The sequence below is a fragment of the Pseudomonas sp. P4_C4 genome, from assembly GCF_056402055.1.
In genome coordinates this window covers 15,204-39,849 of record NZ_JBFUID010000013.1, presented here as the reverse complement: position 1 = coordinate 39,849, position 24,646 = coordinate 15,204, and the positions used below count along the sequence as shown (strand labels likewise).

Sequence of the window (24,646 nt, the reverse complement as noted above, 5' to 3'; positions counted from 1 at the left end):
GGAGGGATATGTCATGCGGCAACAAGGCTTCAGCCTGATCGAACTGCTCATGGGACTGGCAATTACGGGAATTGTTCTGCATTTGGTCAGCCCGACATACGGAGCACTCATCGAGTCGAACCAAAGAGAGCAAGCGGCACAGGCTCTATCCAGCGGTATTCGCACCGCCCGGACTGAAGCCATCGTCCGCAACCAGGCCGTGGTGATTCACGGCATCAATGGCGACTGGAGCCAAGGCTGGCGGATGATTCTGGATATCAGCGGCAAGGGGGAAATGGACAGCGACAATCCACTGCTGGCCGAACGCCAGAGCGGCGCACGAGTGTCGATTGTGGGGAACGGTACGGTCGAAAGCTCAATACGCTTCAGAGGTCAGGGCGAGCCACTGTTTGGAGGGACATTGCACATTTGCGCCGTTCGCGACCCGGTGAGCCAACATCAAGTGGTGTTGGCACGGACCGGTCGCGTCAGCCTGCGCAACGACAAGGCTGAGCAGGCGTTATGCAAAGAAAGGAATAAATTCAGAGCAACGAGCGAACGCGCAGTTCTTTAGGCATCGAGAACGTGATGTTCTCCTCGCGACCGGCCAGTTCATCGGCACCGGTAGCCCCCCAGGCCTGCAACTGCTGGATCACGCCGCGCACCAGGACTTCCGGGGCAGAGGCGCCAGCGGTGATGCCGATATGCTCGACACCGTCGAACCAGCTCTTTTGCAGGTCTTCGGCACCGTCGATCAGGTAGGCCGGAGTGGACATGCGTTCCGCCAATTCGCGCAAGCGATTGGAGTTGGAGCTGTTCGGGCTGCCGACCACCAGCACCACGTCGCACTCGTCGGCCAGTTGCTTGACCGCGTCCTGACGGTTTTGCGTGGCATAGCAAATGTCGTCCTTGCGCGGCCCACCGATGGCCGGGAAGCGCGAACGCAGAGCGTCTATAACGCGGCTGGTATCGTCCATCGACAAGGTGGTCTGGGTCACGAAGGCGAGCGTTTCAGGGTTGTTCACCTGCAACGCCGCGACATCTTTCTCGTCTTCGACCAGGTAGATCGCGCCACCACTGCTGGCATCGTACTGGCCCATGGTGCCTTCGACTTCCGGGTGACCGGCGTGGCCGATGAGAATGCACTCTCGGCCGTCACGGCTGTAGCGCGCCACCTCAATGTGGACTTTGGTCACCAGCGGGCACGTGGCGTCGAACACTTTCAGCCCACGGCCAGCCGCTTCGCTGCGCACAGCCTGGGAAACGCCGTGGGCACTGAAGATCACAATGACGTCGTCCGGCACCTGGTCCAGCTCTTCGACGAAGATCGCACCACGGGAGCGCAGGTCTTCGACGACAAACTTGTTGTGAACCACTTCATGGCGCACGTAGATCGGTGGCCCGAAGACTTCCAGGGCGCGGTTGACGATTTCGATCGCCCGGTCCACACCGGCGCAGAAGCCACGGGGATTGGCGAGTTTGATTTGCATGCTGTGCCTCGTGTCTTGCCCTGTAGGAGCGAGCTTGCTCGCGAAATCCTAAAGGACACCGCGTTAATTCAGAAGAACGCGTATTCGTTAACGATCATCGCGAGCAAGCTCGCTCCCACTGAAAAGCAGTTACAGCGCTTTGACGGAAATGATTTCCACGTCAAAGGTCAGCGTCTTGCCAGCCAGCGGGTGGTTGAAGTCGATGGTAACTTGCGCATCATCGAACTCTTTCACCACGCCTGGCAATTCAGTATTGGCCGCATCGTTGAAGATCACCAGCAAGCCAGGCGACAGTTCCATGTCCTGGAACTGCGAGCGCGGGATGATCTGCACGTTTTGCGGGTTCGGCTGGCCGAAAGCGTTTTCCGGCTCGATGCTCAGCGTACGCTTGTCACCGGCCTTGAAACCGAACAGGGCCGCTTCGAAACCTGGCAACAGGTTGCCGTCACCGACCTTGAAGGTCGCCGGGGCCTTGTCGAAGGTGCTGTCCACGGTGTCGCCGTTCTCCAGGCGCAATGCGAAATGCAAGGTGACTTCCGTGTTCTGGCCGATGCGTTGCTCAGCCAATACCTGTTCAGTCATGAACGGTTTCTCCGGTCTTTTTACTTTTGAACATATCCAGTGCCAGCATGACAGCACCAACCGTGATTGCACTGTCGGCAAAGTTGAACGCCGGGAAATACCAGCGGTTCTGCCAATGCACCAGAATGAAATCGATCACATGGCCCAGGGCAATGCGGTCATACAGATTGCCCAGTGCGCCGCCGAGTACCAGTGCCAGCGCAACCGCCAGCCAGGTCTCGTTGCGCCCCAGACGCTTGAGCCACACCACCAGCACCGCACTGACCACGACAGCGATCAACGCGAACAGCCAGCGCTGCCAGCCGGAGCTGTCAGCCAGAAAGCTGAACGCCGCACCGGTGTTATAAGCCAGGGTCCAGCTGAAGTAATCGGGGATCACCACGATTTGCTGGTACATCGCAAGCGAGCCTTCGAAGTAGAACTTGCTGGCCTGGTCGATGACCAGGACCAGCAAACTCAACCAGAGCCAGCTCAGCCGTCCGAAACGGCCAACGGCATTAGGCATAGTGACGGACCTCGCCAGCGCCGCTGATGTTATCCACGCAACGGCCGCAGATTTCCGGATGCTCCGGGTTCACACCGACGTCTTCACGGCAGTGCCAGCAACGGGCGCACTTGGCGAAGGCCGACTTGACGATCTTCAGCTTCAGGCCGCTGACTTCGGTGACCACGGCATCGGCCGGTGCCTGCACCAATGGCGCGACACTGGCGGTCGAAGTGATCAGCACGAAGCGCAGTTCGTTGCTCAGCTTGGCCAGGTCGGCAGTCAGCGCATCTTCGGCGAACAGCGTCACTTCGGCTTGCAGGTTGCCACCGACAGCCTTGGCCGCGCGCTGGATTTCCATTTCCTTGTTGACCGCGACCTTGACCGCCATGATCCGGTCCCAGTAAGCGCGATCCAGCTCGAAGCCTTGCGGCAATTCGGTCAGGCCTTCGTACCAGGTGTTGAGCATGACCGACTCGTTACGCTCGCCCGGCAGGTACTGCCACAGTTCGTCGGCGGTGAACGCCAGGATCGGCGCGATCCAGCGCACCAACGCCTCGCAGATGTGGAACAGCGCGGTCTGGCACGAACGACGGGCCTTGCTGTCGGCGCCAGTGGTGTACTGACGGTCCTTGATGATGTCGAGGTAGAAGCCGCCCAGTTCCTGCACGCAGAAGTTGTGGATCTTCGAGTACACGTTCCAGAAGCGGTATTCGCCGTAGTGCTCTTGCAGCTCGCGTTGCAGCAGCAGGGTACGGTCTACGGCCCAACGGTCCAGAGCTAACATTTCTTCGGCTGGCAGCAGGTCGGTGGCCGGGTTGAAGCCAGTCAGGTTCGAAAGCAGGAAACGCGCGGTGTTACGGATACGCCGGTAGGCGTCCGCACTGCGTTGCAGGATCTGCTCGGAAACCGCCATTTCGCCCGAATAGTCGGTCGAAGCAACCCACAGACGCATGATATCGGCGCCCAGGGTGTCGTTGACTTTCTGTGGCGCGATCACGTTGCCCAAAGACTTGGACATCTTGCGGCCGGACTCGTCGACCGTGAAGCCGTGAGTCAGCAGTTCGCGATACGGTGCGTGGTTGTCGATGGCGCAACCGGTCAGCAGCGACGAGTGGAACCAGCCACGGTGTTGGTCCGAGCCTTCCAGGTACAGGTCGGCGCGCGGGCCGGTTTCGTGGCCCATCGGGTGCGAACCGCGCAGGACGTGCCAGTGCGTGGTACCCGAGTCGAACCAGACGTCCAGGGTGTCGCTGATCTTGTCGTATTGCGGCGCTTCATCGCCCAGCAGCTCGGCGGCGTCCAGCTTGAACCAGGCTTCGATGCCTTCTACTTCAACGCGCTTGGCAACGATTTCCATCAGCTCGACGGTACGTGGGTGCAGCTCACCGCTTTCCTTGTTCAGGAAGAACGGGATCGGCACGCCCCAATTGCGCTGACGGGAAATGCACCAGTCCGGACGATTGGCGATCATCGAGTGCAGGCGCGCCTGGCCCCAGGCCGGAACGAACTGGGTCTCTTCGATGGCTTTGAGCGAGCGCTGGCGCAGGGTGTCGCCGGTGGTCGGCTGCTTGTCCATGCCGATGAACCACTGCGCGGTGGCGCGGTAGATCAGCGGGGTCTTGTGGCGCCAGCAGTGCATGTAGCTGTGTTCAATGATAGTGGTGTGCAGCAGCGCACCGACTTCGGTCAGCTTGTCGACGATGGCCGGGTTGGCCTTCCAGATGAACTGGCCACCGAAGAACTCCAGCGACGGTACGTAAACGCCGTTGCTTTGTACCGGGTTGAGGATGTCGTCGTTGACCATGCCGTACTTCTTGCAGGTCACGAAGTCGTCTACGCCGTAGGCCGGAGCGGAGTGAACCACACCGGTGCCGGCGCCCAGTTCAACGTAGTCGGCCAGGTAAACCGGCGACAGACGGTCGTAGAACGGGTGACGGAAGTTGATCAGTTCCAGCGCCGAACCGGAGGCAGTAGCGATTACCGAACCTTCCAGCGAGTAGCGCGCCAGGCACGACTCGACCAGCTCTTCGGCCAACACCAGCAGTTTGTCGCCGGCATCGACCAGGGCGTAGTTGAATTCCGGGTGGACGTTCAGCGCCTGGTTGGCCGGGATGGTCCACGGGGTGGTGGTCCAGATCACGATCGAGGCAGGCTTGGCCAGCGATGGCAGACCGAAGGCGGCAGCCAGTTTGGCTTCATCGGCAATCGGGAAGGCCACGTCGATGGTCGAGGACTTCTTGTTCTCGTACTCGACTTCCGCCTCGGCCAGGGCCGAACCGCAGTCGAAGCACCAGTTAACAGGCTTCAAGCCCTTGAACACGAAACCGCCCTTGACGATTTCGGCCAGGGCACGGATTTCCCCGGCCTCGTTCTTGAAGTCCATGGTCTTGTACGGGTTGGCGAAGTCGCCCAGCACACCCAGACGGATGAACTCGGACTTCTGCCCTTCGATCTGCTCGGTGGCGTAGGCCCGGCACAGTTCGCGGGTCTTGTCTGCACCCAGGTTCTTGCCGTGGGTCACTTCGACTTTGTGCTCGATCGGCAGGCCATGACAATCCCAACCCGGGACATAAGGCGCGTCGAAGCCCGACAGGGTCTTCGAACGAATGATCATGTCCTTGAGAATCTTGTTCAGCGCATGACCGATGTGAATCGAGCCGTTGGCGTACGGAGGGCCGTCGTGCAATACGAACTTCGGACGATCCTTGCCAATCTCGCGCAACTTTCCGTACAGGCCAATGCTGTCCCAGCGCTGCAGAATCTGCGGTTCGCGCTGAGGCAGGCCGGCCTTCATTGGGAAGGCGGTGTCCGGAAGGTTTAGCGTGGCTTTATAGTCGGTCATTTAAGGCTCTTCATTAGCGATGGGCGCTAGGTGCGGCTAGTGCACGGGCGGCGGCGACATCCGCGTTGATCGCCGTTTTCAACGCCTCCAGAGAGGCGAAACGCTGCTCTTCACGCAGCTTGTGGTGGAAAACCACCGTTAAACGCCGGTCATACAGATCGCCGGCAAAATCTAAAAGATGTATTTCGAGGTGGGCCTTGCCATCACCTTGAACCGTGGGCCGCACGCCGATATTGGCGACGCCGGGCCAGGTCTTGCCGTCGATGTCGACGTTGACCAGGTAAACCCCGGAAAGCGGAACGCGACGGCGCTTGAGTTGTATGTTGGCCGTGGGCGTACCCAACTGGCGAGCCAGTTTCTGGCCGTGCAGCACCCGCCCGGTAATCTGGAACGGCCGACCGAGCAGTCGCTCGGCCAAGGCAAAATCAGCTGCAGCCAGGGCATTGCGGACCTGAGTGCTGCTGACGCGAATACCGTCCAGCTCAACGGTTTGCGCCGCCTCGACGGTAAAGCCCTGAACGATGCCGGCTTGTTGCAGGAAATCGAAATCCCCTACGCGGTCGCAGCCGAACCGGAAGTCGTCACCGACTTCAAGGTGCTGTACGCCAAGGCCGTCCACCAGGATGGTATCAACGAATTCGCTGGCGCTGAGCTTGCTCAGCCGCTGGTTGAAGGCCAGGCACAGGACGCGGTCGACACCTTCGTCGGCCAGCAGCTGCAGTTTGTCCCGCAGCCGGGCCAGACGGGCCGGGGCCGTGTCCGGGGCGAAAAATTCTCGCGGCTGCGGCTCGAAAATCACAACGCAGCTGGGCACGCCCAACTCGAGCGCACGTTCACGCAGCCGCGCCAGGATAGCCTGGTGACCACGGTGAACACCGTCAAAGTTGCCAATAGTGGCGACACAGCCCCGATGCTGGGGGCGCAGATTGTGGAGGCCTCGAACCAGCTGCATAACGCGCTTCTTGCTCATAAAGTGGTCGATTATAACCACACCCGGCGGCCGACGACAGGCAACACCGTAACCCAAAGTGATCGAGCCGACAAAACTGTCGGCTCGCCCGTGTTTATCGAAGCCAGAACCTCTATTCCAGCGTCTTGCGATTGAAGTCGCGCAAACGGAAACCCATCAACACTAACATGCCGAAATAAGCCACTACACCCGCCGCCACCAACGCCCCCAGACGCAAGAAGCGCTCGAGCATATGTCCCTGATCCCAGGCTGGCATAAAGTGCATCACACCCAACAATACCGCGGACATCACCGCCACCGCGACCAGCAGTTTGAACGCGAACTTCGCCCAGCCCGGCTGCGGCTGGTACATCTGCTGTTTGCGCAGTTGATAGAACAGCAAACCGGCATTGAGGCAGGCGCCAGCACTGATCGCCAAGGCCAGGCCCGCGTGAGCCAGCGGCCCGATCAGCATCAAGTTGAACAACTGGGTGACCACCAGGGTGAAAATCGCAATTTTTACCGGTGTGCGGATGTTTTGTTGCGCATAAAAGCCGGGGGCCAGCACTTTGATCACGATAATCCCGAGCAAACCGACCGAATAAGCGATCAGGGCACGCTGGGTCATCGATGCATCAAACGCATTGAACTGGCCGTACTGGAACAAGGAAACCGTCAACGGCTCCGCCAGAATCCCCAATGCCAGCGAGCAAGGCAGCACCAATACGAAGCACAGGCGCAGCCCCCAGTCGAGGATGCGCGAATACTCGTGACGATCCTTGTTGGCGTAGGTCTTGGCCAGGGTCGGCAGCAGAATCGTCCCCAGCGCGACGCCCAACACGCCGGACGGTAGCTCCATCAAACGGTCGGCGTAGTACATCCACGACACGGAACCGGCAACCAGGAACGAAGCGAAGATGGTGTTGATGATCAGCGAAATCTGGCTAACCGAGACACCGAGGATTGCTGGCAGCATTTGCTTCATTACGCGCCAGACGCCGGTGTCGCGCAGGTTCAGGCGTGGCAGCACCAGCATGCCGATCTTTTTCAGGTGCGGCAGTTGATAGAGCAACTGCGCCAGGCCACCCGTCAGAACCGCCCAGCCGAGCGCCATTACGGGCGGATCGAAATACGGCGTCAAAAACACCGAAAAGATGATCATGCTGACGTTCAGCAGGGTCGGCACGAACGCTGGCACCGAAAAGCGATTCCAGGTATTGAGGATCGCGCCAGCCAACGACGACAGGGAAATCAACAGGATGTAGGGAAAGGTCACCCGCAGCAGACTGGAGGTCAGCTCGAATTTTTCCGGCGTGTTGGTGAAACCCGGCGCGGTCACCCAGATGACCCACGGCGCGGCAATCATGCCCAACACGGTAACCAGCGCCAGCACCAGCGTCAGCAGGCCCGAGACGTAGGCAATGAAGGTTCGGGTCGCTTCCTCGCCCTTCTGGCTTTTGTATTCGGCAAGAATCGGCACGAACGCCTGGGAAAACGCCCCTTCGGCAAAGATCCGCCGCAGCAGATTGGGCAGTTTGAAGGCGATAAAGAAGGCGTCGGTCGCCATTCCCGCGCCAAATGCGCGCGCGATGAGGGTGTCCCGAACAAATCCCAGAACCCGGGAAAGCATCGTGATAGAGCTGACGGCGGCCAACGATTTGAGCAGATTCATGGAAAGAGTTTGTGCCTGTCGATAAACAGCAGGCGAACTACGCGCCTACTTATGCGATACTCCGCGCCGCAACAGCACAGAGCCAAAGCTCGCGAGTTTACAGGTCGCACGCTGGAAAGAAATCTCCAAGCTTGCTTCACCTACCACTTAGCGGAACGTCTCAACCGCCCTTGACAAGAACTCAACTCATCGGCATGATTCGCGGCCTATTTTGTTTGCTATTTCCTAAAAAGTCTTTCGAGGAGCTCGACGGTGGCCAACTCACCTTCCGCCAAAAAACGTGCAAAACAGGCTGAGAAGCGTCGCAGCCACAACGCCAGCCTGCGTTCCATGGTTCGTACCTACATCAAGAATGTAGTTAAGGCCATCGACGCAAAAGACGCTGCCAAAGCTCAAGCCGCTTACGTTCTGGCTGTGCCAGTTATCGACCGTATGGCCGATAAAGGCATCATCCACAAGAACAAGGCCGCTCGTCATAAGAGCCGCCTGAATGGCCACGTCAAGGCCCTGAACGTTGCCGCTGCCGCCTAAGCGACTCGTTCATTAAAAAACCGACCTCAGGGTCGGTTTTTTATTGCCTGCGATTTGATGGGCGCATAAAAAACTGTAGGAGCGAGCTTGCTCGCGATAGTGGACATCCAGCCAATGTAGATGCTGAATGTTAATCCGTCATCGCGAGCAAGCTCGCTCCCACAGGGATCTACTTCAAAGTTATTGATGCGCCCACGGCAAAATCGGAATCGCCGTCACCGCATTCTGCGGACTGCCCTCGATCAAGCGATCGCTGTAGACCAGATACACCAGCGTATTGCGCTTCTTGTCGAGAAAGCGCACCACCTGCATGGTCTTGAACACCAGGGACGTGCGCTCCTTGAACACCTCGTCGCCATCCTTGAGTTCGCCCTTGAAGCTGATTGGCCCAACCTGACGACAGGCGATAGATGCCTCGGCACGATCCTCGGCCAACCCCAGACCACCCTTCACGCCGCCAGTCTTGGCCCGCGACAGGTAGCAGGTCACACCATCGACCTTGGGGTCATCAAAGGCCTCGACCACGATCCGGTCATTCGGCCCGACAAACTTGAACACCGTCGACACCTGACCGATCTCTTCGGCCGAAGCCAGCAGGGGCATCGCCAACAGCAACCCCAACAATCCTTTTGCCACGCGCATTCAGGTATTCCTTCAGACCAGAATCAGGTTATCGCGGTGAACCAGTTCCGGCTCCGCCATGTAACCCAACAGACCGACAATCGCCTCAGACGACTGACCAATGATTTTTTGTGCTTCCAGCGCACTGTAGTTGGCCAGGCCACGAGCGATCTCGCGACCGTCCGGCGCCACGCAGACCACCATCTCACCGCGACGGAAGCTGCCCTGCACCAATTTGACCCCAACCGGCAGCAAGCTCTTGTTGCCCTGGGACAACGCAATCACCGCACCCGCATCCAGCACCAGGGTGCCACGGGTTTGCAGGTGACCGGCCAGCCACTGCTTGCGTGCCGCCAGCATGCCGCGCTCCGGCGAGAGCAAAGTGCCGATGCGCTCGCCCGCCTTGAGGCGATCCAGCACGCGCTCGATGCGCCCACCAACGATGATGGTGTGAGCACCGGAACGGGCCGCCAGACGCGCAGCACGCAATTTGGTCTGCATGCCACCACGCCCCAGCGCACCACCGGTGCCGCCCGCCACCGCGTCGAGCGCCGGATCATCGGCACGCGCTTCGTAAATCAGCTGGGCATCCGGATTGTTGCGCGGATCAGCGTCGAACATGCCGTCGCGATCCGTCAGAATCACCAGCAAATCCGCCTCGACCAGGTTCGCCACCAGCGCTGCCAGGGTGTCGTTGTCGCCAAAACGAATTTCGTCGGTGACCACAGTGTCGTTCTCGTTGATCACCGGAATGACTTTCAGCTCGACCAGTGCACGCAAGGTACTGCGGGCATTCAGGTAGCGCTTGCGGTCGGACAGGTCGTCATGGGTCAGGAGAATCTGCGCGGTATGCCGGCCATGCTCGGCAAAGCTCGATTCCCAGGCCTGCACCAACCCCATCTGACCGATTGCAGCAGCGGCCTGGAGCTCGTGCATCGCACTGGGTCGCGAGGTCCAGCCCAGACGGCTCATACCGGCCGCCACCGCCCCGGAGGACACCAGCACCAGCTCGACACCCGCCTCATGCAAGGCCACCATCTGCTCAACCCAGACACCCATTGCCGCGCGATCCAGGCCTTTGCCGTCCGCCGTCAGCAAAGCGCTGCCGATCTTCACGACCCAACGCTGCGCACCTGTCACCTTGCTCCGCATCATCTTCAACCTTAGCTTGAGGACAGCGCGACCTAGCACTGCCCGTGACGTTATTCGTGGTTATTCGTGGTTATTCGTGACCAACAATCGATTTCCAGATACCAAAACGCCGCTCGATTGAGCGGCGCTTAAGTTTATCGCAACGAATCAGTCACGCACGTAAATGATTTCCGGACCGTCTTCGTCATCCACATCTTCTTCGTCCCAATCATCGTCACCGATGTCGTGGACCGACTTCACGCCGCTGCGACGCAGGGCACGCTTGTCATCCAGCGCCTGCAGTTGCGCGCGAGCTTCGTCTTCGATGCGCTGATCGAGATCGGCCAGCTCTTCCTTGTAAGCCGGGTCATTGGCCAGGCGATCAGCACGATCTTCCATGTAACGCATGATGTCGTGGCACAGACGCTCGGTACCGAGCTTGGAGATGGCCGAGATCACGTAGACCGGACCAGTCCATTCCAGGCGATCAACGATTTCCTTGACGCGAGCATCGTGCTCCTCATCAAGGATCTGGTCGCACTTGTTCAGGACCAGCCAGCGATCACGCTCCGCCAGGGACGGGCTGAACTTGATCAGCTCGTTGACGATCACTTCAGCGGCATCCGGTGCGCTGGCGTCATCCAGCGGCGCCATGTCCACGAGGTGCAGCAGCAGGCGCGTACGCGCCAAGTGCTTGAGGAAGCGAATACCCAGACCAGCACCTTCGGAAGCACCTTCGATCAAACCCGGAATATCGGCAATGACGAAGCTCTTCCAGCGATCGACGCTGACCACACCCAGGTTCGGCACCAGCGTGGTGAACGGGTAGTCGGCAACTTTCGGCTTGGCAGCCGAAACCGAACGGATAAAAGTACTTTTACCGGCGTTCGGCAAGCCCAGCAGACCTACGTCAGCCAGTACCTTCATTTCCAGCTTCAGGTCGCGCTGCTCACCCGGCTTGCCCGGAGTAGTCTGGCGCGGCGCACGGTTGGTACTGGATTTGAAACGGGTGTTGCCCAGACCGTGCCAGCCGCCCTGCACCACCATCAATTTCTGACCAGCCTTGGTCAGGTCACCGATGACCTCCTGAGTCGCGGAGTCGATCACCGTGGTGCCGACCGGAACGCGCAGGATCAGGTCTTCACCCTTCTTGCCGGTGCAGTCGGTGCTGCCGCCGTTGGAGCCACGCTCGGCATCGAAGTGCCGGGTGTAACGGTAGTCCACCAGGGTGTTGAGGTTTTCGTCGGCCATCATGTAGATGGAACCGCCGTCACCGCCATCACCGCCGTTCGGACCACCGTTCTCGATAAATTTTTCCCGACGGAAACTCATGGCGCCATTGCCGCCATCACCAGCCTTTACGCGAATCGATACTTCATCAACAAACTTCATAACAAACGCCTCTCGCCATACGGACGAGCCGAAAAACAATCAAGACATAAGACTCTTGCAAAAATGAGCGCAGCGACCCCAAACCACGACACCTACATCGTACGCCAACAGCCCATACAAACAGCTTTGCAAGAGACTCACCCCACAAACGAAAAAGCCCCGTCGCGAGACAGGGCTTTTCCAGCGATCGCGCAATTAAGCCGCGACTACGCTCACGTAACGACGACCGAAGGCGCCTTTTACTTCGAACTTGATCACGCCTTCGACTTTAGCGAAGAGGGTGTGATCCTTACCCATGCCAACGCCGTAGCCAGCGTGGAATTGGGTGCCGCGCTGACGCACGATGATGTTGCCTGCTTTGATAGCCTGGCCGCCATACATCTTCACGCCAAGGCGTTTGGCTTCTGAGTCGCGACCGTTACGGGTACTACCACCAGCTTTTTTGTGTGCCATGAGTTCAATTCTCCTAGTGAGGAATTAGGCTGAAATTAAGCCTGAATACCGGTGATTTTGATCTCGGTGTACCACTGGCGGTGGCCCATACGCTTCATGTGGTGCTTACGACGACGGAACTTGATGATGCGGACTTTATCGTGACGACCTTGGGAGATCACTTCAGCCACAACGGTAGCGCCAGCAACAACTGGAGCGCCGATATTCACGTCGTCACCGTTGGCAACCAACAGAACGCGATCAAAGGTAACGGATTCGCCGGTAGCGATTTCCAGTTTTTCGATCTTCAGGTATTCACCTGGGGCGACTTTGTACTGCTTGCCGCCAGTAACGATTACTGCATAAGACATGGTATTTCTCCGATAATCCTGCTCACCCAGCTCTTTATAAGAAGAGGTATTGGCTGGCATGGCTGCATGGGGCTGGAGGCCCGCTTGCAATTGCGTAAGGCAGGTGCTGCCCAGGAAGTTCAGGGTGCGCGATTGTACGCAAGCCACGAGCGCCTTGCAAGGGGCAGTCCATCGCGCCTTGACAGGCCCGGACGCGGGTCCTAGCATGCCGCGCAACCCTTCTGGAGCGACTGTCGCTGATGCAACCCCAAGCTTTCTACCGCGCGGTGGCGGACGATTTTAGCGCCGTCGACGGCATCATCAAGAAGCAGCTGACTTCGCGCGTGCCGCTGGTCTCGAAAATCGGCGATTACATTACCTCGGCCGGCGGTAAACGCCTGCGTCCTTTATTGGTGTTGCTGTGCGGCAAGGCCCTGGGCCGTGAAGGTGACGAGCTGCGCCTGCTGGCCGCCACCATCGAATTCCTGCACACCGCTACCCTGCTGCATGACGACGTGGTCGACATGTCCGGCATGCGCCGTGGCCGCTCGACCGCCAACGCCATGTGGGGCAACGCGCCAAGCGTGCTGGTCGGTGACTTCCTGTATTCGCGCTCGTTCGAAATGATGGTCGAACTGGGCTCGATGCCGGTGATGAAGATCCTTTCGCAGGCCACGCGCATCATCGCTGAAGGCGAAGTGTTGCAGCTATCGAAGGTTCGTGACGCCAGCACCACCGAAGAAACCTACATGGAAGTCATCCGCGGCAAGACCGCGATGCTCTTCGAAGCCTCGACCCACAGTGCTGCCGCCCTGTGCGAAGCCACGCCGGAACAGGCCGAAGCCCTGCGTACATTCGGGGATCACCTGGGGGTGGCCTTCCAACTGGTCGACGACCTGCTGGACTACAAAGGCGACGCAGAAACCCTGGGCAAGAACGTCGGTGACGATCTGGCCGAAGGCAAGCCGACCCTGCCGCTGATCTACACCATGCGTGAAGGCACACCGGAGCAAGCCGCCCTGGTGCGCAAGGCGATCCAGAAAGGCGGAATCGAAGATCTGGAAAGCATCCGTGAAGCCGTGGAAGCCTCGGGCTCGCTGGAGTACACCGCGCAACTGGCCCGCGATTATGTGGCCCGTGCGATCAAGTGCCTCGAAACGCTGCCTGCCAGCGAATACCGCGATGCACTGGTTGAACTGAGTGAGTTCGCGGTCGCGCGTACGCACTAAGGGATATCTGTAGGAGCGAGCTTGCTCGCGAAGGTCGTCAACGATAACGCGTGCATCCTGAATGAATGCGGTGTCATTGAGTTCTTCGCGAGCAAGCTCGCTCCTACAGCTGTTGCATCGCCCTTTCCCGCCTAAAACCCTATACAATGTGCGCTTTTTAGCGATCCTGAATCCAAGGAGCCTTAGTGAGCACGTTGCCACCCTGCCCAAAATGCAATTCCGAATACACCTATGAAGACGGCGCGCAGCTGATCTGCCCCGAGTGCGCCCACGAATGGTCCGCCAGCGGTGAAACCGAAGCGGTGTCCGATGACGCGGTGAAAAAGGATTCGGTCGGCAACGTCCTGCAGGACGGCGACACCATCACCGTGATCAAGGACCTCAAGGTCAAGGGTACGTCTTTGGTGGTCAAGGTCGGCACCAAGGTCAAGAACATCCGCCTGTGCGATGGCGATCACGACATCGATTGCAAGATCGACGGCATCGGCCCGATGAAACTCAAGTCCGAGTTCGTCAGGAAAGTCTGAACCTGCTGTCTTCCATCCCGCGCCCGGCCGCGGGATGGCGCCTCACCCTCCCCCCCGCTTCGCCCAGACAATCCTCGCAATAGCCAGACGCCAGTCGTTTTTGACCTGACGCAATCCTTACCTGGAAAAAAGCGCAAACCGCCAATAGGCTCTTGCTATTTAGTGAATAAGAATTATTCTCATAAAACCTTCAGTGGAGATGAGAACCATGACTTATCTGATCGATGCCTGGCTGGACCGCCCACACCCTTACCTCAGAATCCTGCATCGGGAAACCGGGGAAGTCTGTGCGGTGCTTGAAGAAGAAGCCTTGAACGAACTGCAAGACCAGGGTGATCTTGACCTCAATGGCCTGAGCTCCAGCGAGCCGGTGGTGCTCAAGGAACTGGTGCGTAATCTGTTTCTGTTCTGCTATGCCCGGGCGTTGCGCCCGACGACGGATCTCAATGGCAAGTTTCATCCATGAGAGACACTGCAAAACACTGTAGGAGCGAGCCTGCTCGCGAAAAACTCAAAGACACCGCGTTCATTCAGAATGGCCACGTTATCGTTGACGCCCATCGCGAGCAGGCTCGCTCCTACAGGTAATCAGCGGGTATTACAGAACGTCGAGCAGTTCGACGTCGAACACCAGTACGCTGTGCGGCGGGATGCTGCCAACGCCTTGAGCGCCGTATGCCAGTTCGCTCGGCACGTACAGGCGCCATTTGCTGCCGGCGCTCATCAGTTGCAGGGCTTCGGTCCAGCCGGCGATCACGCCGCCAACCGGAAATTCTGCAGGCTCGCCGCGCTCGTAGGAGCTGTCGAACACAGTGCCATCAATCAGGGTGCCGTGGTAGTGAGTACGCACAGAGTCTTCACGGGATGGCTTGACGCCTTCGCCAGCGGTCAGCACTTCGAACTGCAGACCGGAAGCCAGAGTGGTGATGCCGTCACGCTTGGCGTTTTCAGCCAGGAAAGCCAGGCCTTCGCCAGCAGCCGCTTCAGCCTTGGCTGCAGCTTCGGCCTGCATGATTTCGCGGATGACTTTGAAGCTGGCGGACATTTCTTCCTGACCCACACGGCTTGGCTTGCCGGCGAATGCGTCGGTCAGGCCAGCCAGGATCGCGTCCAGGCTGACGCCCGGTGGCGGGTTGTCGCGCAGTTGGTCGCCCAACTGACGGCCAATACCGTAGCTGACGCGGGTTTCGTCGGTGGACAGATTTACTTCGGACATGACACTGCTCCGCTGTGCGGACGGCTCGGGAACTTGCCATGCGTGCACAGCGCGTCCCGGAGCGCCCGGAACCAAAAGGGCCAGCAGACTAGCACAGATGTCATGCCATTGATGAGGGACCTCAGGCGATCGGCACCTTCAGGTTTTCTTCCACGTCGGCAACCAGCCCGCACATTTCGTCATGCACGACCGTGTGCACAAGGTTGAAGTGCAACTTGGGAAAGGAGCGCAGCACATCACGGGCATGCTCCACCGAACGCAGGCTCATCATCTGGCCGTGCGTATCGCTCAGGGGGTACGCCGCGCCATGCATCCGTGCCTCCAGCAGGTAAATGCCCCCCTCCATGGAGATCAGGTTCAGCTCATCGACCTTTCCGGCGATGGCATACGCATTCAACTCATTCAGGGTCATGAACGCACCTCACGCAGTGGCGAGCCAACATACTTACAGGGATAGGCCTCGGCGCATCAAAGCACAAGCCACTGGCCAGACCGTTTGTCTGTTATCGCAGGAGGTTGTGGCGAGGGAGCTCGCTCGCCACAAAGGGAGCCGGTGTGGATCAGTGCTTGGTGAGTTTATCCAGGTAACCCATGGCGAATGCCGAAACCACGAAGGTCATGTGGATGATCACGTACCACTGCAGATGTTCAGGATCGACATTCTTGGCGTCCATGAAGATACGCAGCAGGTGAATGGACGAGATTGCCACGATCGACGCCGCCACCTTCATTTTCAGCGACGAAGAGTCCATGGTGCCCAGCCAGTTGAGCTTTTCCTTGGAGTCGTCGATGTCCAGCTGTGAGACGAAGTTCTCGTAGCCGGAAATCATCACCATCACCAGCAAACCGCCCACCAGCGCCATGTCGATCAGCGACAACAGCACCAGGATCAAGTCCGATTCGGCCATCGAAAACACGTTCGGGATGACGTGGGAGACTTCCTGGAAGAATTTCAGCGCCAGCGCCAGCAACCCGAGGGACAGGCCGAAATAGATCGGCGCCAGCAGCCAGCGCGAGGCGTACATTGTATTTTCGATAAAGCGTTCCATTGAATCTCACATGTGGGCTGAAAATGGCCGCGAGTATACCAGCCGCCCGTCTATACCCAGAAGCAGCCAGAAACCGTCGAAAAATCCGCCACCTGCGCCTGTGTATCAAAGTTTTTCTGCTAGTGTCCAAATCATTGACCGCTCAGTGATATCGGACAGGAAGACTGGAAATGGATGTGCGATTGCCTTTGACGAGTGCCGGAATTTGCATGGCGCTGCTTCTAAGCGGCTGCTCGCCCAGCGATGAGAAACGCCAGGTCAGCCTCGAAGAAAAAACCGCGCAATTCGAAAAGTCGCTGGACGCCATCCAGGATCCGAAGCTCAAGGATGCCGTGTCGGAGCTGGGCGGCTCACTGCTGCTGCTCGAGCGCGCGCAACTCAAGCTCGAGAGTAAACCGGTGGAAACCGAATACGGCGAAGACGCCCTCGCCATGCTCAAGCACTACCCGACCCCGCAGGCCCTGGTCGACGCCTACATCAACGGGTTGTTCGTGCTGCAAAAAGACTCCAGTTCCGACTATCTGACCGATCTGCAACCGGTGTTTCCCTTCACTTTCAGCGTTCCTGCCGCGTTTTTGTTTCCCCATGGCCTGGAATGGCAGTCGGTCACACTAAGCAATAAACGAGTGATCCCATTCCAGCCGGAATGGTCAGAAACCGACCCCGGCATTCAACTCAGCCCATCGAGTTCCAACCTGACCACCCCCGATGACCTGACTGTGGCCTACCCCTTCATCGAAGGCCTCGACATCGACAGAAAACAGCAACCGCAACCAGTGAGCCTGCAGGGCAAAGTCGAGGTCATCGCGCCACGCCGCCTCTACAGCTTCGACCTGACGAAAAAGGACATAGGCCAGACCCGCACCAATGACAACATGAGCGTCACCCTGCTCACACTGACGAACAACTACGCGGAAATCGAATACAACAACAGCGCACCGCTAGCCCCCGAAGTCAGAGAAACACCGCTGAACCCACTGATCGTCCAGGCCACGGACAGCACCGGGCAATTCATCTCGCGCGCCGGCTCAATCAACGAAACCGCGGTACAAATTGCGTTCTATCAGCAGCAGCTGGCCAAGATGCAGCAGCAAAAAAGCTGGAGCGAGGCCCTGGAAAAACAGCTCGACGAAGAACAGCGCAACTTTGAGAAACGGCAGACTCGACATTATTCGAAGGTGTACTTCAACGGGACGATCGAAACCCTCGAAGTCAGCATGCTGGATTTTTCCGCCGTCACGGTCACCCGCAAGAGCCTCGACCTGCCGGTCCGGCACTTCGATGCCGAGACCACGGACAAGACCATCCAGCCCTTGAACCTGCCCGTGGTGGTCTATGACGACCAGGCGCCCGGTTGGCTCAAAGGGGCAACGCTGAGCGAGGATCAACTGAAAAAGAACGTCAGCATCAGTCAGTCGGTCGATGACCCCAGTGCTGCGCGAATCGAACTCACTCATCTGCGCAGCTTCAACGATGAACTGCTCGGCACATCGTTCAACCCCGGTGAAAGTCCGGTGAGTTTCTTTACCGAAGACGCGAGTGGCAAACGCGACGAGCCGATCGAGTTGCCGCCCGAGGCGTACCAGATCGATCCCCTGCGCGGCACCATTACCTACGATCTGAATCTGTTTCCGCAAACGCCGGCCTATGCGGTGGGCTCGATGCCGCTGTTCCTGGCCACCGTCGAGCAAAAAACCGTCGACGCCCGCCAACTGCCCAAAGGCCTCGAGCTTAAAGCCAATGCTCTGGTGGTTGATTTGAAGCAGTTTCCCGCCCAGGACTGGCGCTTTTTCGCCAAGGACGACACCGGCAATTACTTGAAGGAGATTCTATCGGTCAGCCATGGCGCGAGCGCACAAGGGCCGGCGCAGTTTGCCGTGCATTACTTCTACGGACAGCCTACGCGCCTGGAAACCTATCAGCGCACTGACCTCGCCACCGTGCAGTATGGTTTCGAGGTCAAACTCGACAAGGCCGACATGACGCGCCTTGATCAATAGTGCGAATCAGTACTCGGGGTGAAACTCGAAGCCGCCCATGTTTCGGCAGCGACCACCGTTGATTTCCCGCAGTTGGGCTTGCAGGTGCAAGCACCAGATTTGCGGATCGTTGGCCAACTCGTAGCCGTGCAAGGTCAGGCTTTCAACGATGGTGTCGAGGATTGATTCAGCGACGAACGGACCGTGAAACGGGCCTTGGGCCTTGATAGCCGAAGGTTGTTCACCGGCCATTCCGGCGGCGAACAGCAGAGTCCACATGCCCGTATCTCCCGCCAACGGACGGATGGCACACTCGATACGGGTCTCAAGGCCCAGGCATTGACGGGTAAGGCAGAGGTTGCGCGACATGGCGGCGACCCTCGGTAGATCCGGTATTCAGCCCCCATGTGAAGGCTGTTTCGATCCTGTGATTACTGTCGACATCCCTGAGCTGAGAATAGAAGAAAAGTCTGGCTTGCAGGCAGTGCGATACCGAAAGGCGCCGAATGGTCACCGCGTGAATGTTGACGTCATTTCGATGACGCTTTTCGACATTCACCACAAAAAACCGTGGGAGCGAGCCTGCTCGCGATGGCGGACCTTCAGTCAACATATGGGTTGAATGTCAGTCCCTCATCGCGAGCAGGCTCGCTCCCACAGTACCGAGGTGAGCCAGACTCAAACAGGTATCAAGCTGGCTTTGTTTCCGCCAACGCCTCTTGCGCCAACTCCTTCTCGGCTTCCTTCAGATCATCTTCGCTGATCATTTCCGCGATAACCCGTAGGCGCTCCACGACCCGTGCGTTCACGCTGCCTTCAGGGAATTCGCCATTCTCGTCCGGCTCGCCGGCTGGCTCGCCAACCAGCAAACTCAAGGCTTCGTCGGCCTGACGGACCGCGTAGACATGGAATTGCCCCGCACGTACCGCCGCCAGCACCTTCTCGTCGAGCATCAGCGTGGCGACGTTGGCGTGAGGAATGATTGCCCCCTGCTCGCCGGTCAACCCGCGGGCCTCGCACAGACGGAAGAAGCCCTCGATCTTCTCGTTGACTCCGCCGACCGCCTGCACTTCGCCGAACTGGTTGATCGAACCGGTGATGGCAAAGCATTGCTTGAGCGGGGTTTTCGACAAGGCCGAGATCAGGGTGCAGGCCTCGCCCAGGGAAGCACTGTCGCCATCGACATAACCGTAGGATTGCTCCAGGGCGATACTCGCGGAAATCGCCAGCGGAAACTCCTGGGCGTAACGACTGCCCAGATAACCGGTAAGGATCATCACGCCTTTGGAGTGGATCGGCTGGCCGAGGTTGACCTCGCGCTCGATGTCGACAATGCCGCTGCCGCCCGGGTACACCGTGGCGGAAATCCGCGCCGGTATACCAAAGGCCGAATCGCCGACTTCCAGCACGGTCAGGCCGTTGCACTTGCCGACTGCCGCGCCCGCGGTGTCGATCAGGATGATCCCGGCCAGCATGTCGTCGAGAATCCGCGCCGAAACCCGCCCGGTCCGCGTGGCCTTGGCTTTGAGTGCCCGTTCAATGTGCCCGGCGTCGGTCATTTCATCACCGGCCAGATGGCGGATGAAGTCCGCCTCGCTGACCAGTTGGAACAAGTCACCGATACGCGCCGACAAGCGCCCCTGGTGCTCGGCCAGACGCGCACTGTAGGTTGCCAGGCGGGCCACCGCATCGGCGGTCAGCGGTGCCATGCCTTCTTCGGAAGTACGGGTTTTGAGCAACTGGGCGAACTGCTCCAGGCTCTCGTCGACCATCGGGATGTCTTCATCGAAATCCACCAGGACGCGGAACATTTCCTGGAAGTCCGGATCGAGGTCTTGCAGCGTGTAATACAGCTGACGGGCACCAATGATGACGACTTTGACCTGCAACGGAATGTGTTGCGGTGTCAGGGTCACGGTGGCCAGACGGCCCAGCTCACCCAGCGGCGACTCCATTTTCAGCTTGCGCGATTGCAGGGCGCGTTTGAGCGCATCCCACACGAATGGCTCGCTGAGCATCTTGTCCGCTTCAAGGATCAGGAAACCGCCATTGGCCCGGTGCAAAGCACCCGGCCGCAGTTGGCGGTAAGTGGTGTACAGCGCGCCCTGATCGGTGCTGTATTCAATGCGACCGAAGAGGTTTTCATAGGTCGGGTGCGGCTCGAACACCACCGGCGCACCGCCGCTGGCCGAATGACCAACCACCAGGCTCGGTGCGTATTGCTCTTCCAGCAGCTTGCGGGCGACGGCATCGGTCTTGCTGTCGTCCACCAGTTGCTCGACCACCGTCTTGAGCAAATACACCTGCATGGCTTGCAGATAACCGCACACCGCAGCGTTCTCGGCGTATTTCTCCGACAACGGCGACAGCAACGGCTGCAAGGCCAGGGTGATGGTTTCCTCGTTCAGATGACGCAGTTGGTTGCTCGATTCGCGCTTCCATTGCGGCAGGCTGGCGAGCTCTTCGTTCAGGCGCTCCTCCAGTACCGAAATATCCTCGTGAAAGCGCTCGCGCTCGGCTTCCGGCAGTTGTGCGAATTCAGCTTCGTCCAACGCCTTGCCATCGCCCATTGGGGTGAAGGCGATATTGCTGGCGTCGCGGTAGAGCGCGACGTCCTTTTCCAGGGCCAGACGCTCGATGACGTCCAGGGCCTTGTCGTAGCGCTGGTTGAAGGCGCGGTCGATGGCGCTTTTCTTCTGTTGGTAGGACGGATGCTCGAAGACTGCCGGAAACGTCGCCAGCAGGTTGTCGATCAGACCGTTGATATCTCCAATGAAGTTACCGGCAGTGCCCGACGGCAATTCCAGGGCACGTGGTTCGCGCGGCTCATCGAAATTGTTGACATAGACCCAGTCCGCCGGGGTCTGCAGGCGCTTGCCTTCGGCCTTGAGATAGCGTTTGACGAACGAGAACCGGCCAGTGCCGGGCTCGCCCATGACGAATACGTTGTAACCGGGGCGTGGCATGGCCACACCGAACTGCAAGGCTTCGACCGCACGTTCCTGGCCAAGCACACCGCGAAAGGGCTCCAGATCATTGGTGGTAGAGAAGCTGAACTGTTCAGCGGAAAACGGACGGGTCAGCGCTTCGGGCGCTAGACGCAAGCTGGCAGCAACAGGATCAGGCATCGGGCTTCCTTAACAATCAGGCGGGGCAGATGGCAGCATTCTGGCGCCGCCCATACCCGACTGGCAAGGAGCGCCGCAGGCCTGAGCATCGTCAATCCGCCAACCCCAGGCGGGCCGGGCTTGCGCCACGGTTTCCCATGAGTCTTTTGCAAAAAATCACGGAGCCCCGTGATCGTGCCTAAACTCCAGACTGCGCGGCTGGACTAATGACCGGCCCACTTGTCCATTGGTAGGCACATAAAGAGAACAAAGCTATGAAACGGATTCTTCTCGGTACTCTCTTCACCGCCGTATCCATCAACGCCATGGCTCAGGCGCCGGGCGGCCCGGATTGCGGTTGGGGCAACATGCTGTTCGAAGGTCAGCGTGGTACTCCGGCCCACTTCCTGGCATCCACCACCAACGGCACCTCCGGCAACGCAACCTTCGGCATGACCTCCGGTACCAACGGTTGCGCAACCAACGCGTCGCTGACCTATGGCGGTAAATCCTGGTTTGCCATGAATGGCATGATGAACGAGCTGTCCGAAGACATGGCCAAAGGTCAGGGCGAAGCGCTGACCACCTATGCCGTGGTACTGGGCGTGGCGCCGGAAGACCGTGCGCACTTCGCCGCCGTCACTCACGAGCACTTCCAGCAGATCTTCAGCAAGGCTGACGTGACTGCCGAAGACGTGCATACCAATACCCTGGCCGTGCTCAAAGCCGACCCTCGTCTGGCCAAGTACGCGACCCAGGCATAAGCTCCACTCGCCCCCGCTTCTTTCGGGAAGCGGGTTTTGTTTTTTGGACGCGACCACCTTTGGATGTCGCTGACTGTAGGAGCTGGCTTGTCGGGTCGCCGCATCGCAGCGATGGTTTCAAAGGCGCCGTGTTTATCCGGTAGACACGCGTTATCGTTAACGACCTTCGCTGCGATGCGGCGACCCGACAAGCCAGCTCCTACGGGCAAACGGCCTTTGTTTTTTCGACTTAAGTTGCCATCTATGCTCAAACGCCTTGCCTGGCTGGCGCTGTGTGCCTGCGCCCCGCTGTCCGCCGCGCCTCACATCGACCCACAACGTTTGCAGCAACTGGCCAACGACCCTTTCTGGATATCCCTGGGCCATTACGAAACCGCCAAGCTCGGTGGCTGGCGCAGCTATGTCAGCGACCCGAAATTCTTCCTCGCCGCCGATGGCAATGAACACCCGGACAATGAATTGGCTGCTACCGTACAAGCCTTGTACGCCCCGGCCAGTACCGGTGAACAGCACGCACAATGCGTCTACCCGGCCCGCACCCGCTGGCTCGAAGAGCAGCTCGGCCTGACCGGCCTGCCGACGCCGGCCTGCGCCGAATTCAAGCAATGGTTCAAGGACGTCTCGCCCGACAGCGCGGTGATGATCTTCCCGGCGGCGTACCTGAACAGTCCATCCTCGATGTTTGGCCACACCCTGCTGCGCATCGATCAGGCCGAAGTGAAGAGCGACAAGACTTCGCTGCTCAGTTACGCGATCAACTTCGGCGCCTACATCGAGGGCTCGGACAACAGCATCCTCTATGCCTGGAAAGGCCTGATGGGCGGCTATCCCGGCCTGTTCGCGCTGGTGCCCTACCAGGAAAAACTCTCGGAATACCGCAGCCTGGAAAACCGCGACCTGTGGGAATACCGACTGAACCTGACCCAGCAGGAAACCGCGCGCATGGTCGAGCACGTCTGGGAGCTGAAGCAGATCAAGTTCGACTATTTCTTCTTTGACGAGAACTGCTCGTACCGCTTGCTGGAACTGCTGCAAGTGGCCCGCCCGAGCCTGCGCCTGACCGAGCAGTTTCCACTCACCGCCATCCCGACCGACACCGTCAAAGCCGTGAAAAATGCCGGGCTGGTGGAATCCATCCAGTATCGTCCGTCCCGGGAACGCGAGTTGCTCAGTCGCGCCGAACCGTTGACCCCTGAAGAGCAGCAATGGGTACTGAACGTCAGCGCCGATCAGAACCAATTGCAGGACCCGGCGTTCAAGGCACAACCCCGCGACCGCCAAGCGCTGATCATCGATGCGGCCTATCGTCTGGAACGCTACCGCGCCAATGGCCGGGAGCGCGACCCGGCGCGCGCCCAGCGCAGCTTCGAACTGCTGCGGGCAATCAACCAGAACCCGGCGCCGGAGCTGGATATCCCGCAACCCGGCCTGCCTGAAGACGGTCACGAGTCCCGTACCTGGCAACTCGGCCTCGGTACCCGTGGCGATAAAGCCTTTGGCGAGTACGGCTTGCGCATGGCTTATCACGACCTCAATGACAACAGCGAAAGCTTTCCCCTTGGCGCGCAGATCGAAATCCTGCAATTGAAACTGCGCCAGTACGAAGGCAATGACTGGCAAGTGCAGCGACTGGACCTGGCGACCATTCGTTCCCTGACCCCGCGTAACGAGTTGCTGCAACCGCTGTCATGGCAAGTCACCGGTGGTCTGGAGCGGGTGCCAGGCAAGCATGATGACCAAACCCTGGTCAGCCACGTCAACGGCGGTGGCGGTGGAACCTGGCAATTGGGCGACGATCTGCTCGGTTTTGCCCTGGGCACCGTGCGTATCGAACACAACAACGACTTCGCCGCATTCATCGCGCCGGCCGTTGGTTTCAACAGTGGCGTGCTGTGGAAAAACCCGCTGGGCAACTTGAGCCTGGAAGCCAAGGGTGATTTTTTCACCAATGGCGAAGTGCGTCGTAACCTGAGCCTGAATCAGCAATGGGAAATATCCCGCAATCTCGGTCTGCGCTTGAGCGCCCAGCGTGAGTTCAGCCATTTGGCGACGGCCGAGAACGAAGTGATGCTTGAGCTGAAGTGGTATCACTACTGACCTGACACGCTACTCCCACAAGGGAATGGATTTTTCACCGCCCGCGCACACCATCCTCGCGAGCCAGCTTCTAGACTTTCCTTATAGACCCCAGGGGGCCGGGGTTCCGAGATGCGGCGTTGCGTGGTCGTGGAGCGCGGTGGATGAGCGCAACAGTCATCAGGAAGAATGGGGCAAGGCCTGACAGCAACAGAAAAATCAGGATGCCGCCCGGGCCTAT

The 24,646-nt window shown here is 59.1% G+C and carries 25 protein-coding genes; 9 read left to right on the top strand and 16 right to left on the bottom strand.

Features of this window, described 5'->3' with window-relative positions; all coding sequences use genetic code 11:
• The first annotated feature begins 13 nt into the window (after positions 1-13).
• A complete protein-coding gene (locus tag AC1DXW_RS09465) occupies positions 14-553 on the top strand; it encodes a GspH/FimT family pseudopilin (protein WP_477753711.1) in 540 nt (179 codons plus the stop codon).
• Here AC1DXW_RS09465 and ispH read toward each other — a convergent pair.
• From ispH to ribF, 5 genes are all read right to left on the bottom strand, one after another.
• Positions 522-1,469 carry a 4-hydroxy-3-methylbut-2-enyl diphosphate reductase gene (ispH, locus tag AC1DXW_RS09460; RefSeq protein ID WP_477753712.1) on the bottom strand — a complete coding sequence of 316 codons (948 nt, stop codon included), beginning with the start codon at positions 1,467-1,469 and terminating at the stop codon, positions 522-524. The genes AC1DXW_RS09465 and ispH overlap by 32 nt on opposite strands.
• A gap of 129 nt (positions 1,470-1,598) precedes the next feature.
• A complete protein-coding gene (gene fkpB, locus AC1DXW_RS09455) occupies positions 1,599-2,036 on the bottom strand; it encodes an FKBP-type peptidyl-prolyl cis-trans isomerase (protein ID WP_172435403.1) in 438 nt (145 codons plus the stop codon).
• 7 nt (positions 2,037-2,043) lie between these two features.
• Positions 2,044-2,556, bottom strand: coding sequence for a signal peptidase II (gene lspA, locus AC1DXW_RS09450; RefSeq protein ID WP_477753713.1), 513 nt, complete (start codon positions 2,554-2,556; stop codon positions 2,044-2,046).
• The gene (ileS, locus tag AC1DXW_RS09445; RefSeq protein WP_477753714.1) at positions 2,549-5,380 is read right to left on the bottom strand and encodes an isoleucine--tRNA ligase; all 2,832 of its coding nucleotides are present in this window, start codon (positions 5,378-5,380) and stop codon (positions 2,549-2,551) included. The genes lspA and ileS overlap by 8 nt, the downstream gene beginning before the upstream one ends.
• Positions 5,381-5,393: 13 nt before the next feature.
• Entirely contained in the window at positions 5,394-6,332 is a 939-nt protein-coding gene (gene ribF, locus AC1DXW_RS09440) for a bifunctional riboflavin kinase/FAD synthetase (protein ID WP_477753715.1), read from the bottom strand.
• Between ribF and AC1DXW_RS09435 the strand changes: the two genes are divergently transcribed.
• On the top strand, positions 6,240-6,485 hold the full coding sequence (locus AC1DXW_RS09435; RefSeq protein WP_458237013.1) for a hypothetical protein: 246 nt from the start codon (positions 6,240-6,242) through the stop codon (positions 6,483-6,485). The two genes, ribF and AC1DXW_RS09435, sit on opposite strands and share 93 nt — an antisense overlap.
• On the opposite strand, the gene murJ is transcribed toward AC1DXW_RS09435, so the two are convergent.
• On the bottom strand, positions 6,463-8,001 hold the full coding sequence (gene murJ / locus AC1DXW_RS09430) for a murein biosynthesis integral membrane protein MurJ (protein WP_477753716.1): 1,539 nt from the start codon (positions 7,999-8,001) through the stop codon (positions 6,463-6,465). The two genes, AC1DXW_RS09435 and murJ, sit on opposite strands and share 23 nt — an antisense overlap.
• A 252-nt stretch (positions 8,002-8,253) precedes the next feature.
• Between murJ and rpsT the strand changes: the two genes are divergently transcribed.
• Positions 8,254-8,532 (top strand): 30S ribosomal protein S20, encoded by a 279-nt coding sequence (rpsT, locus tag AC1DXW_RS09425; protein WP_007970922.1) that lies wholly within the window; start codon positions 8,254-8,256, stop codon positions 8,530-8,532.
• A gap of 180 nt (positions 8,533-8,712) precedes the next feature.
• Here the strand turns inward: rpsT and AC1DXW_RS09420 are convergent, their stop codons facing one another.
• The 5 genes from AC1DXW_RS09420 to rplU form a co-directional block, all read right to left on the bottom strand.
• Positions 8,713-9,174 carry a CreA family protein gene (locus AC1DXW_RS09420; RefSeq protein ID WP_477756166.1) on the bottom strand — a complete coding sequence of 154 codons (462 nt, stop codon included), beginning with the start codon at positions 9,172-9,174 and terminating at the stop codon, positions 8,713-8,715.
• A gap of 12 nt (positions 9,175-9,186) precedes the next feature.
• Entirely contained in the window at positions 9,187-10,305 is a 1,119-nt protein-coding gene (gene proB, locus AC1DXW_RS09415; protein WP_150727089.1) for a glutamate 5-kinase, read from the bottom strand.
• Between the two features lie 147 nt (positions 10,306-10,452).
• Positions 10,453-11,676, bottom strand: coding sequence for an Obg family GTPase CgtA (gene cgtA / locus AC1DXW_RS09410; protein WP_008052064.1), 1,224 nt, complete (start codon positions 11,674-11,676; stop codon positions 10,453-10,455).
• Between the two features lie 195 nt (positions 11,677-11,871).
• Positions 11,872-12,129: a 50S ribosomal protein L27 gene (gene rpmA / locus AC1DXW_RS09405; protein ID WP_003281574.1), complete on the bottom strand. Its 258-nt coding sequence runs from the start codon at positions 12,127-12,129 to the stop codon at positions 11,872-11,874.
• A gap of 35 nt (positions 12,130-12,164) precedes the next feature.
• Positions 12,165-12,479: a 50S ribosomal protein L21 gene (gene rplU, locus AC1DXW_RS09400; protein ID WP_003176051.1), complete on the bottom strand. Its 315-nt coding sequence runs from the start codon at positions 12,477-12,479 to the stop codon at positions 12,165-12,167.
• A 239-nt stretch (positions 12,480-12,718) separates the two neighbouring features.
• On the opposite strand from rplU, the gene AC1DXW_RS09395 reads away from it, so the two are divergent.
• The 3 genes from AC1DXW_RS09395 to AC1DXW_RS09385 all read left to right on the top strand — a co-directional run bounded on the left by AC1DXW_RS09395 (position 12,719) and on the right by AC1DXW_RS09385 (position 14,680).
• On the top strand, positions 12,719-13,687 hold the full coding sequence (locus tag AC1DXW_RS09395) for a polyprenyl synthetase family protein (protein WP_414875874.1): 969 nt from the start codon (positions 12,719-12,721) through the stop codon (positions 13,685-13,687).
• Between the two features lie 185 nt (positions 13,688-13,872).
• On the top strand, positions 13,873-14,214 hold the full coding sequence (locus AC1DXW_RS09390; protein WP_095946014.1) for a zinc ribbon domain-containing protein YjdM: 342 nt from the start codon (positions 13,873-13,875) through the stop codon (positions 14,212-14,214).
• Positions 14,215-14,422: 208 nt separating this feature from the next.
• Complete coding sequence (locus AC1DXW_RS09385; RefSeq protein ID WP_223528321.1) at positions 14,423-14,680, top strand: PA4570 family protein; 258 nt, start codon at positions 14,423-14,425, stop codon at positions 14,678-14,680.
• A gap of 132 nt (positions 14,681-14,812) precedes the next feature.
• Here the strand turns inward: AC1DXW_RS09385 and AC1DXW_RS09380 are convergent, their stop codons facing one another.
• The 3 genes from AC1DXW_RS09380 to AC1DXW_RS09370 all read right to left on the bottom strand — a co-directional run bounded on the left by AC1DXW_RS09380 (position 14,813) and on the right by AC1DXW_RS09370 (position 16,479).
• Positions 14,813-15,430, bottom strand: a complete 618-nt coding sequence (locus AC1DXW_RS09380; RefSeq protein ID WP_477755802.1) for an FKBP-type peptidyl-prolyl cis-trans isomerase — start codon at positions 15,428-15,430, stop codon at positions 14,813-14,815.
• Between the two features lie 121 nt (positions 15,431-15,551).
• A complete protein-coding gene (locus AC1DXW_RS09375) occupies positions 15,552-15,842 on the bottom strand; it encodes a DUF6482 family protein (protein WP_477755803.1) in 291 nt (96 codons plus the stop codon).
• Between the two features lie 148 nt (positions 15,843-15,990).
• Positions 15,991-16,479, bottom strand: a complete 489-nt coding sequence (locus AC1DXW_RS09370; protein WP_108216418.1) for a TIGR00645 family protein — start codon at positions 16,477-16,479, stop codon at positions 15,991-15,993.
• Between the two features lie 170 nt (positions 16,480-16,649).
• Between AC1DXW_RS09370 and AC1DXW_RS09365 the strand changes: the two genes are divergently transcribed.
• Complete coding sequence (locus tag AC1DXW_RS09365) at positions 16,650-18,479, top strand: hypothetical protein (protein WP_477755804.1); 1,830 nt, start codon at positions 16,650-16,652, stop codon at positions 18,477-18,479.
• 6 nt (positions 18,480-18,485) lie between these two features.
• Here AC1DXW_RS09365 and AC1DXW_RS09360 read toward each other — a convergent pair whose 3' ends face one another.
• Together AC1DXW_RS09360 and AC1DXW_RS09355 are read right to left on the bottom strand one after the other, a co-directional pair.
• Positions 18,486-18,827 carry a PA4575 family protein gene (locus AC1DXW_RS09360; protein WP_477755805.1) on the bottom strand — a complete coding sequence of 114 codons (342 nt, stop codon included), beginning with the start codon at positions 18,825-18,827 and terminating at the stop codon, positions 18,486-18,488.
• Between the two features lie 320 nt (positions 18,828-19,147).
• Entirely contained in the window at positions 19,148-21,586 is a 2,439-nt protein-coding gene (locus AC1DXW_RS09355; RefSeq protein ID WP_477755806.1) for a Lon protease family protein, read from the bottom strand.
• A gap of 254 nt (positions 21,587-21,840) precedes the next feature.
• On the opposite strand from AC1DXW_RS09355, the gene AC1DXW_RS09350 reads away from it, so the two are divergent.
• A complete protein-coding gene (locus AC1DXW_RS09350) occupies positions 21,841-22,329 on the top strand; it encodes a DUF3015 domain-containing protein (RefSeq protein WP_007970900.1) in 489 nt (162 codons plus the stop codon).
• A 243-nt stretch (positions 22,330-22,572) separates the two neighbouring features.
• Positions 22,573-24,426: an Lnb N-terminal periplasmic domain-containing protein gene (locus AC1DXW_RS09345; RefSeq protein WP_477756668.1), complete on the top strand. Its 1,854-nt coding sequence runs from the start codon at positions 22,573-22,575 to the stop codon at positions 24,424-24,426.
• Positions 24,427-24,646 lie beyond the last annotated feature (220 nt).

Bases quoted from the DNA above. Each gene is read 5' to 3' on its own strand.
- AC1DXW_RS09465 (WP_477753711.1), top strand. From the start codon at position 14: ATGCGGCAACAAGGCTTCAGCCTGATCGAACTGCTCATGGGACTGGCA.
- ispH (WP_477753712.1), bottom strand. From the start codon at position 1,469: ATGCAAATCAAACTCGCCAATCCCCGTGGCTTCTGCGCCGGTGTGGAC.
- lspA (WP_477753713.1), bottom strand. From the start codon at position 2,556: ATGCCTAATGCCGTTGGCCGTTTCGGACGGCTGAGCTGGCTCTGGTTG.
- ileS (WP_477753714.1), bottom strand. From the start codon at position 5,380: ATGACCGACTATAAAGCCACGCTAAACCTTCCGGACACCGCCTTCCCA.
- ribF (WP_477753715.1), bottom strand. From the start codon at position 6,332: ATGCAGCTGGTTCGAGGCCTCCACAATCTGCGCCCCCAGCATCGGGGC.
- murJ (WP_477753716.1), bottom strand. From the start codon at position 8,001: ATGAATCTGCTCAAATCGTTGGCCGCCGTCAGCTCTATCACGATGCTT.
- AC1DXW_RS09420 (WP_477756166.1), bottom strand. From the start codon at position 9,174: ATGCGCGTGGCAAAAGGATTGTTGGGGTTGCTGTTGGCGATGCCCCTG.
- proB (WP_150727089.1), bottom strand. From the start codon at position 10,305: ATGCGGAGCAAGGTGACAGGTGCGCAGCGTTGGGTCGTGAAGATCGGC.
- cgtA (WP_008052064.1), bottom strand. From the start codon at position 11,676: ATGAAGTTTGTTGATGAAGTATCGATTCGCGTAAAGGCTGGTGATGGC.
- rpmA (WP_003281574.1), bottom strand. From the start codon at position 12,129: ATGGCACACAAAAAAGCTGGTGGTAGTACCCGTAACGGTCGCGACTCA.
- rplU (WP_003176051.1), bottom strand. From the start codon at position 12,479: ATGTCTTATGCAGTAATCGTTACTGGCGGCAAGCAGTACAAAGTCGCC.
- AC1DXW_RS09395 (WP_414875874.1), top strand. From the start codon at position 12,719: ATGCAACCCCAAGCTTTCTACCGCGCGGTGGCGGACGATTTTAGCGCC.
- AC1DXW_RS09385 (WP_223528321.1), top strand. From the start codon at position 14,423: ATGACTTATCTGATCGATGCCTGGCTGGACCGCCCACACCCTTACCTC.
- AC1DXW_RS09380 (WP_477755802.1), bottom strand. From the start codon at position 15,430: ATGTCCGAAGTAAATCTGTCCACCGACGAAACCCGCGTCAGCTACGGT.
- AC1DXW_RS09375 (WP_477755803.1), bottom strand. From the start codon at position 15,842: ATGACCCTGAATGAGTTGAATGCGTATGCCATCGCCGGAAAGGTCGAT.
- AC1DXW_RS09370 (WP_108216418.1), bottom strand. From the start codon at position 16,479: ATGGAACGCTTTATCGAAAATACAATGTACGCCTCGCGCTGGCTGCTG.
- AC1DXW_RS09365 (WP_477755804.1), top strand. From the start codon at position 16,650: ATGGATGTGCGATTGCCTTTGACGAGTGCCGGAATTTGCATGGCGCTG.
- AC1DXW_RS09360 (WP_477755805.1), bottom strand. From the start codon at position 18,827: ATGTCGCGCAACCTCTGCCTTACCCGTCAATGCCTGGGCCTTGAGACC.
- AC1DXW_RS09355 (WP_477755806.1), bottom strand. From the start codon at position 21,586: ATGCCTGATCCTGTTGCTGCCAGCTTGCGTCTAGCGCCCGAAGCGCTG.
- AC1DXW_RS09350 (WP_007970900.1), top strand. From the start codon at position 21,841: ATGAAACGGATTCTTCTCGGTACTCTCTTCACCGCCGTATCCATCAAC.
- AC1DXW_RS09345 (WP_477756668.1), top strand. From the start codon at position 22,573: ATGCTCAAACGCCTTGCCTGGCTGGCGCTGTGTGCCTGCGCCCCGCTG.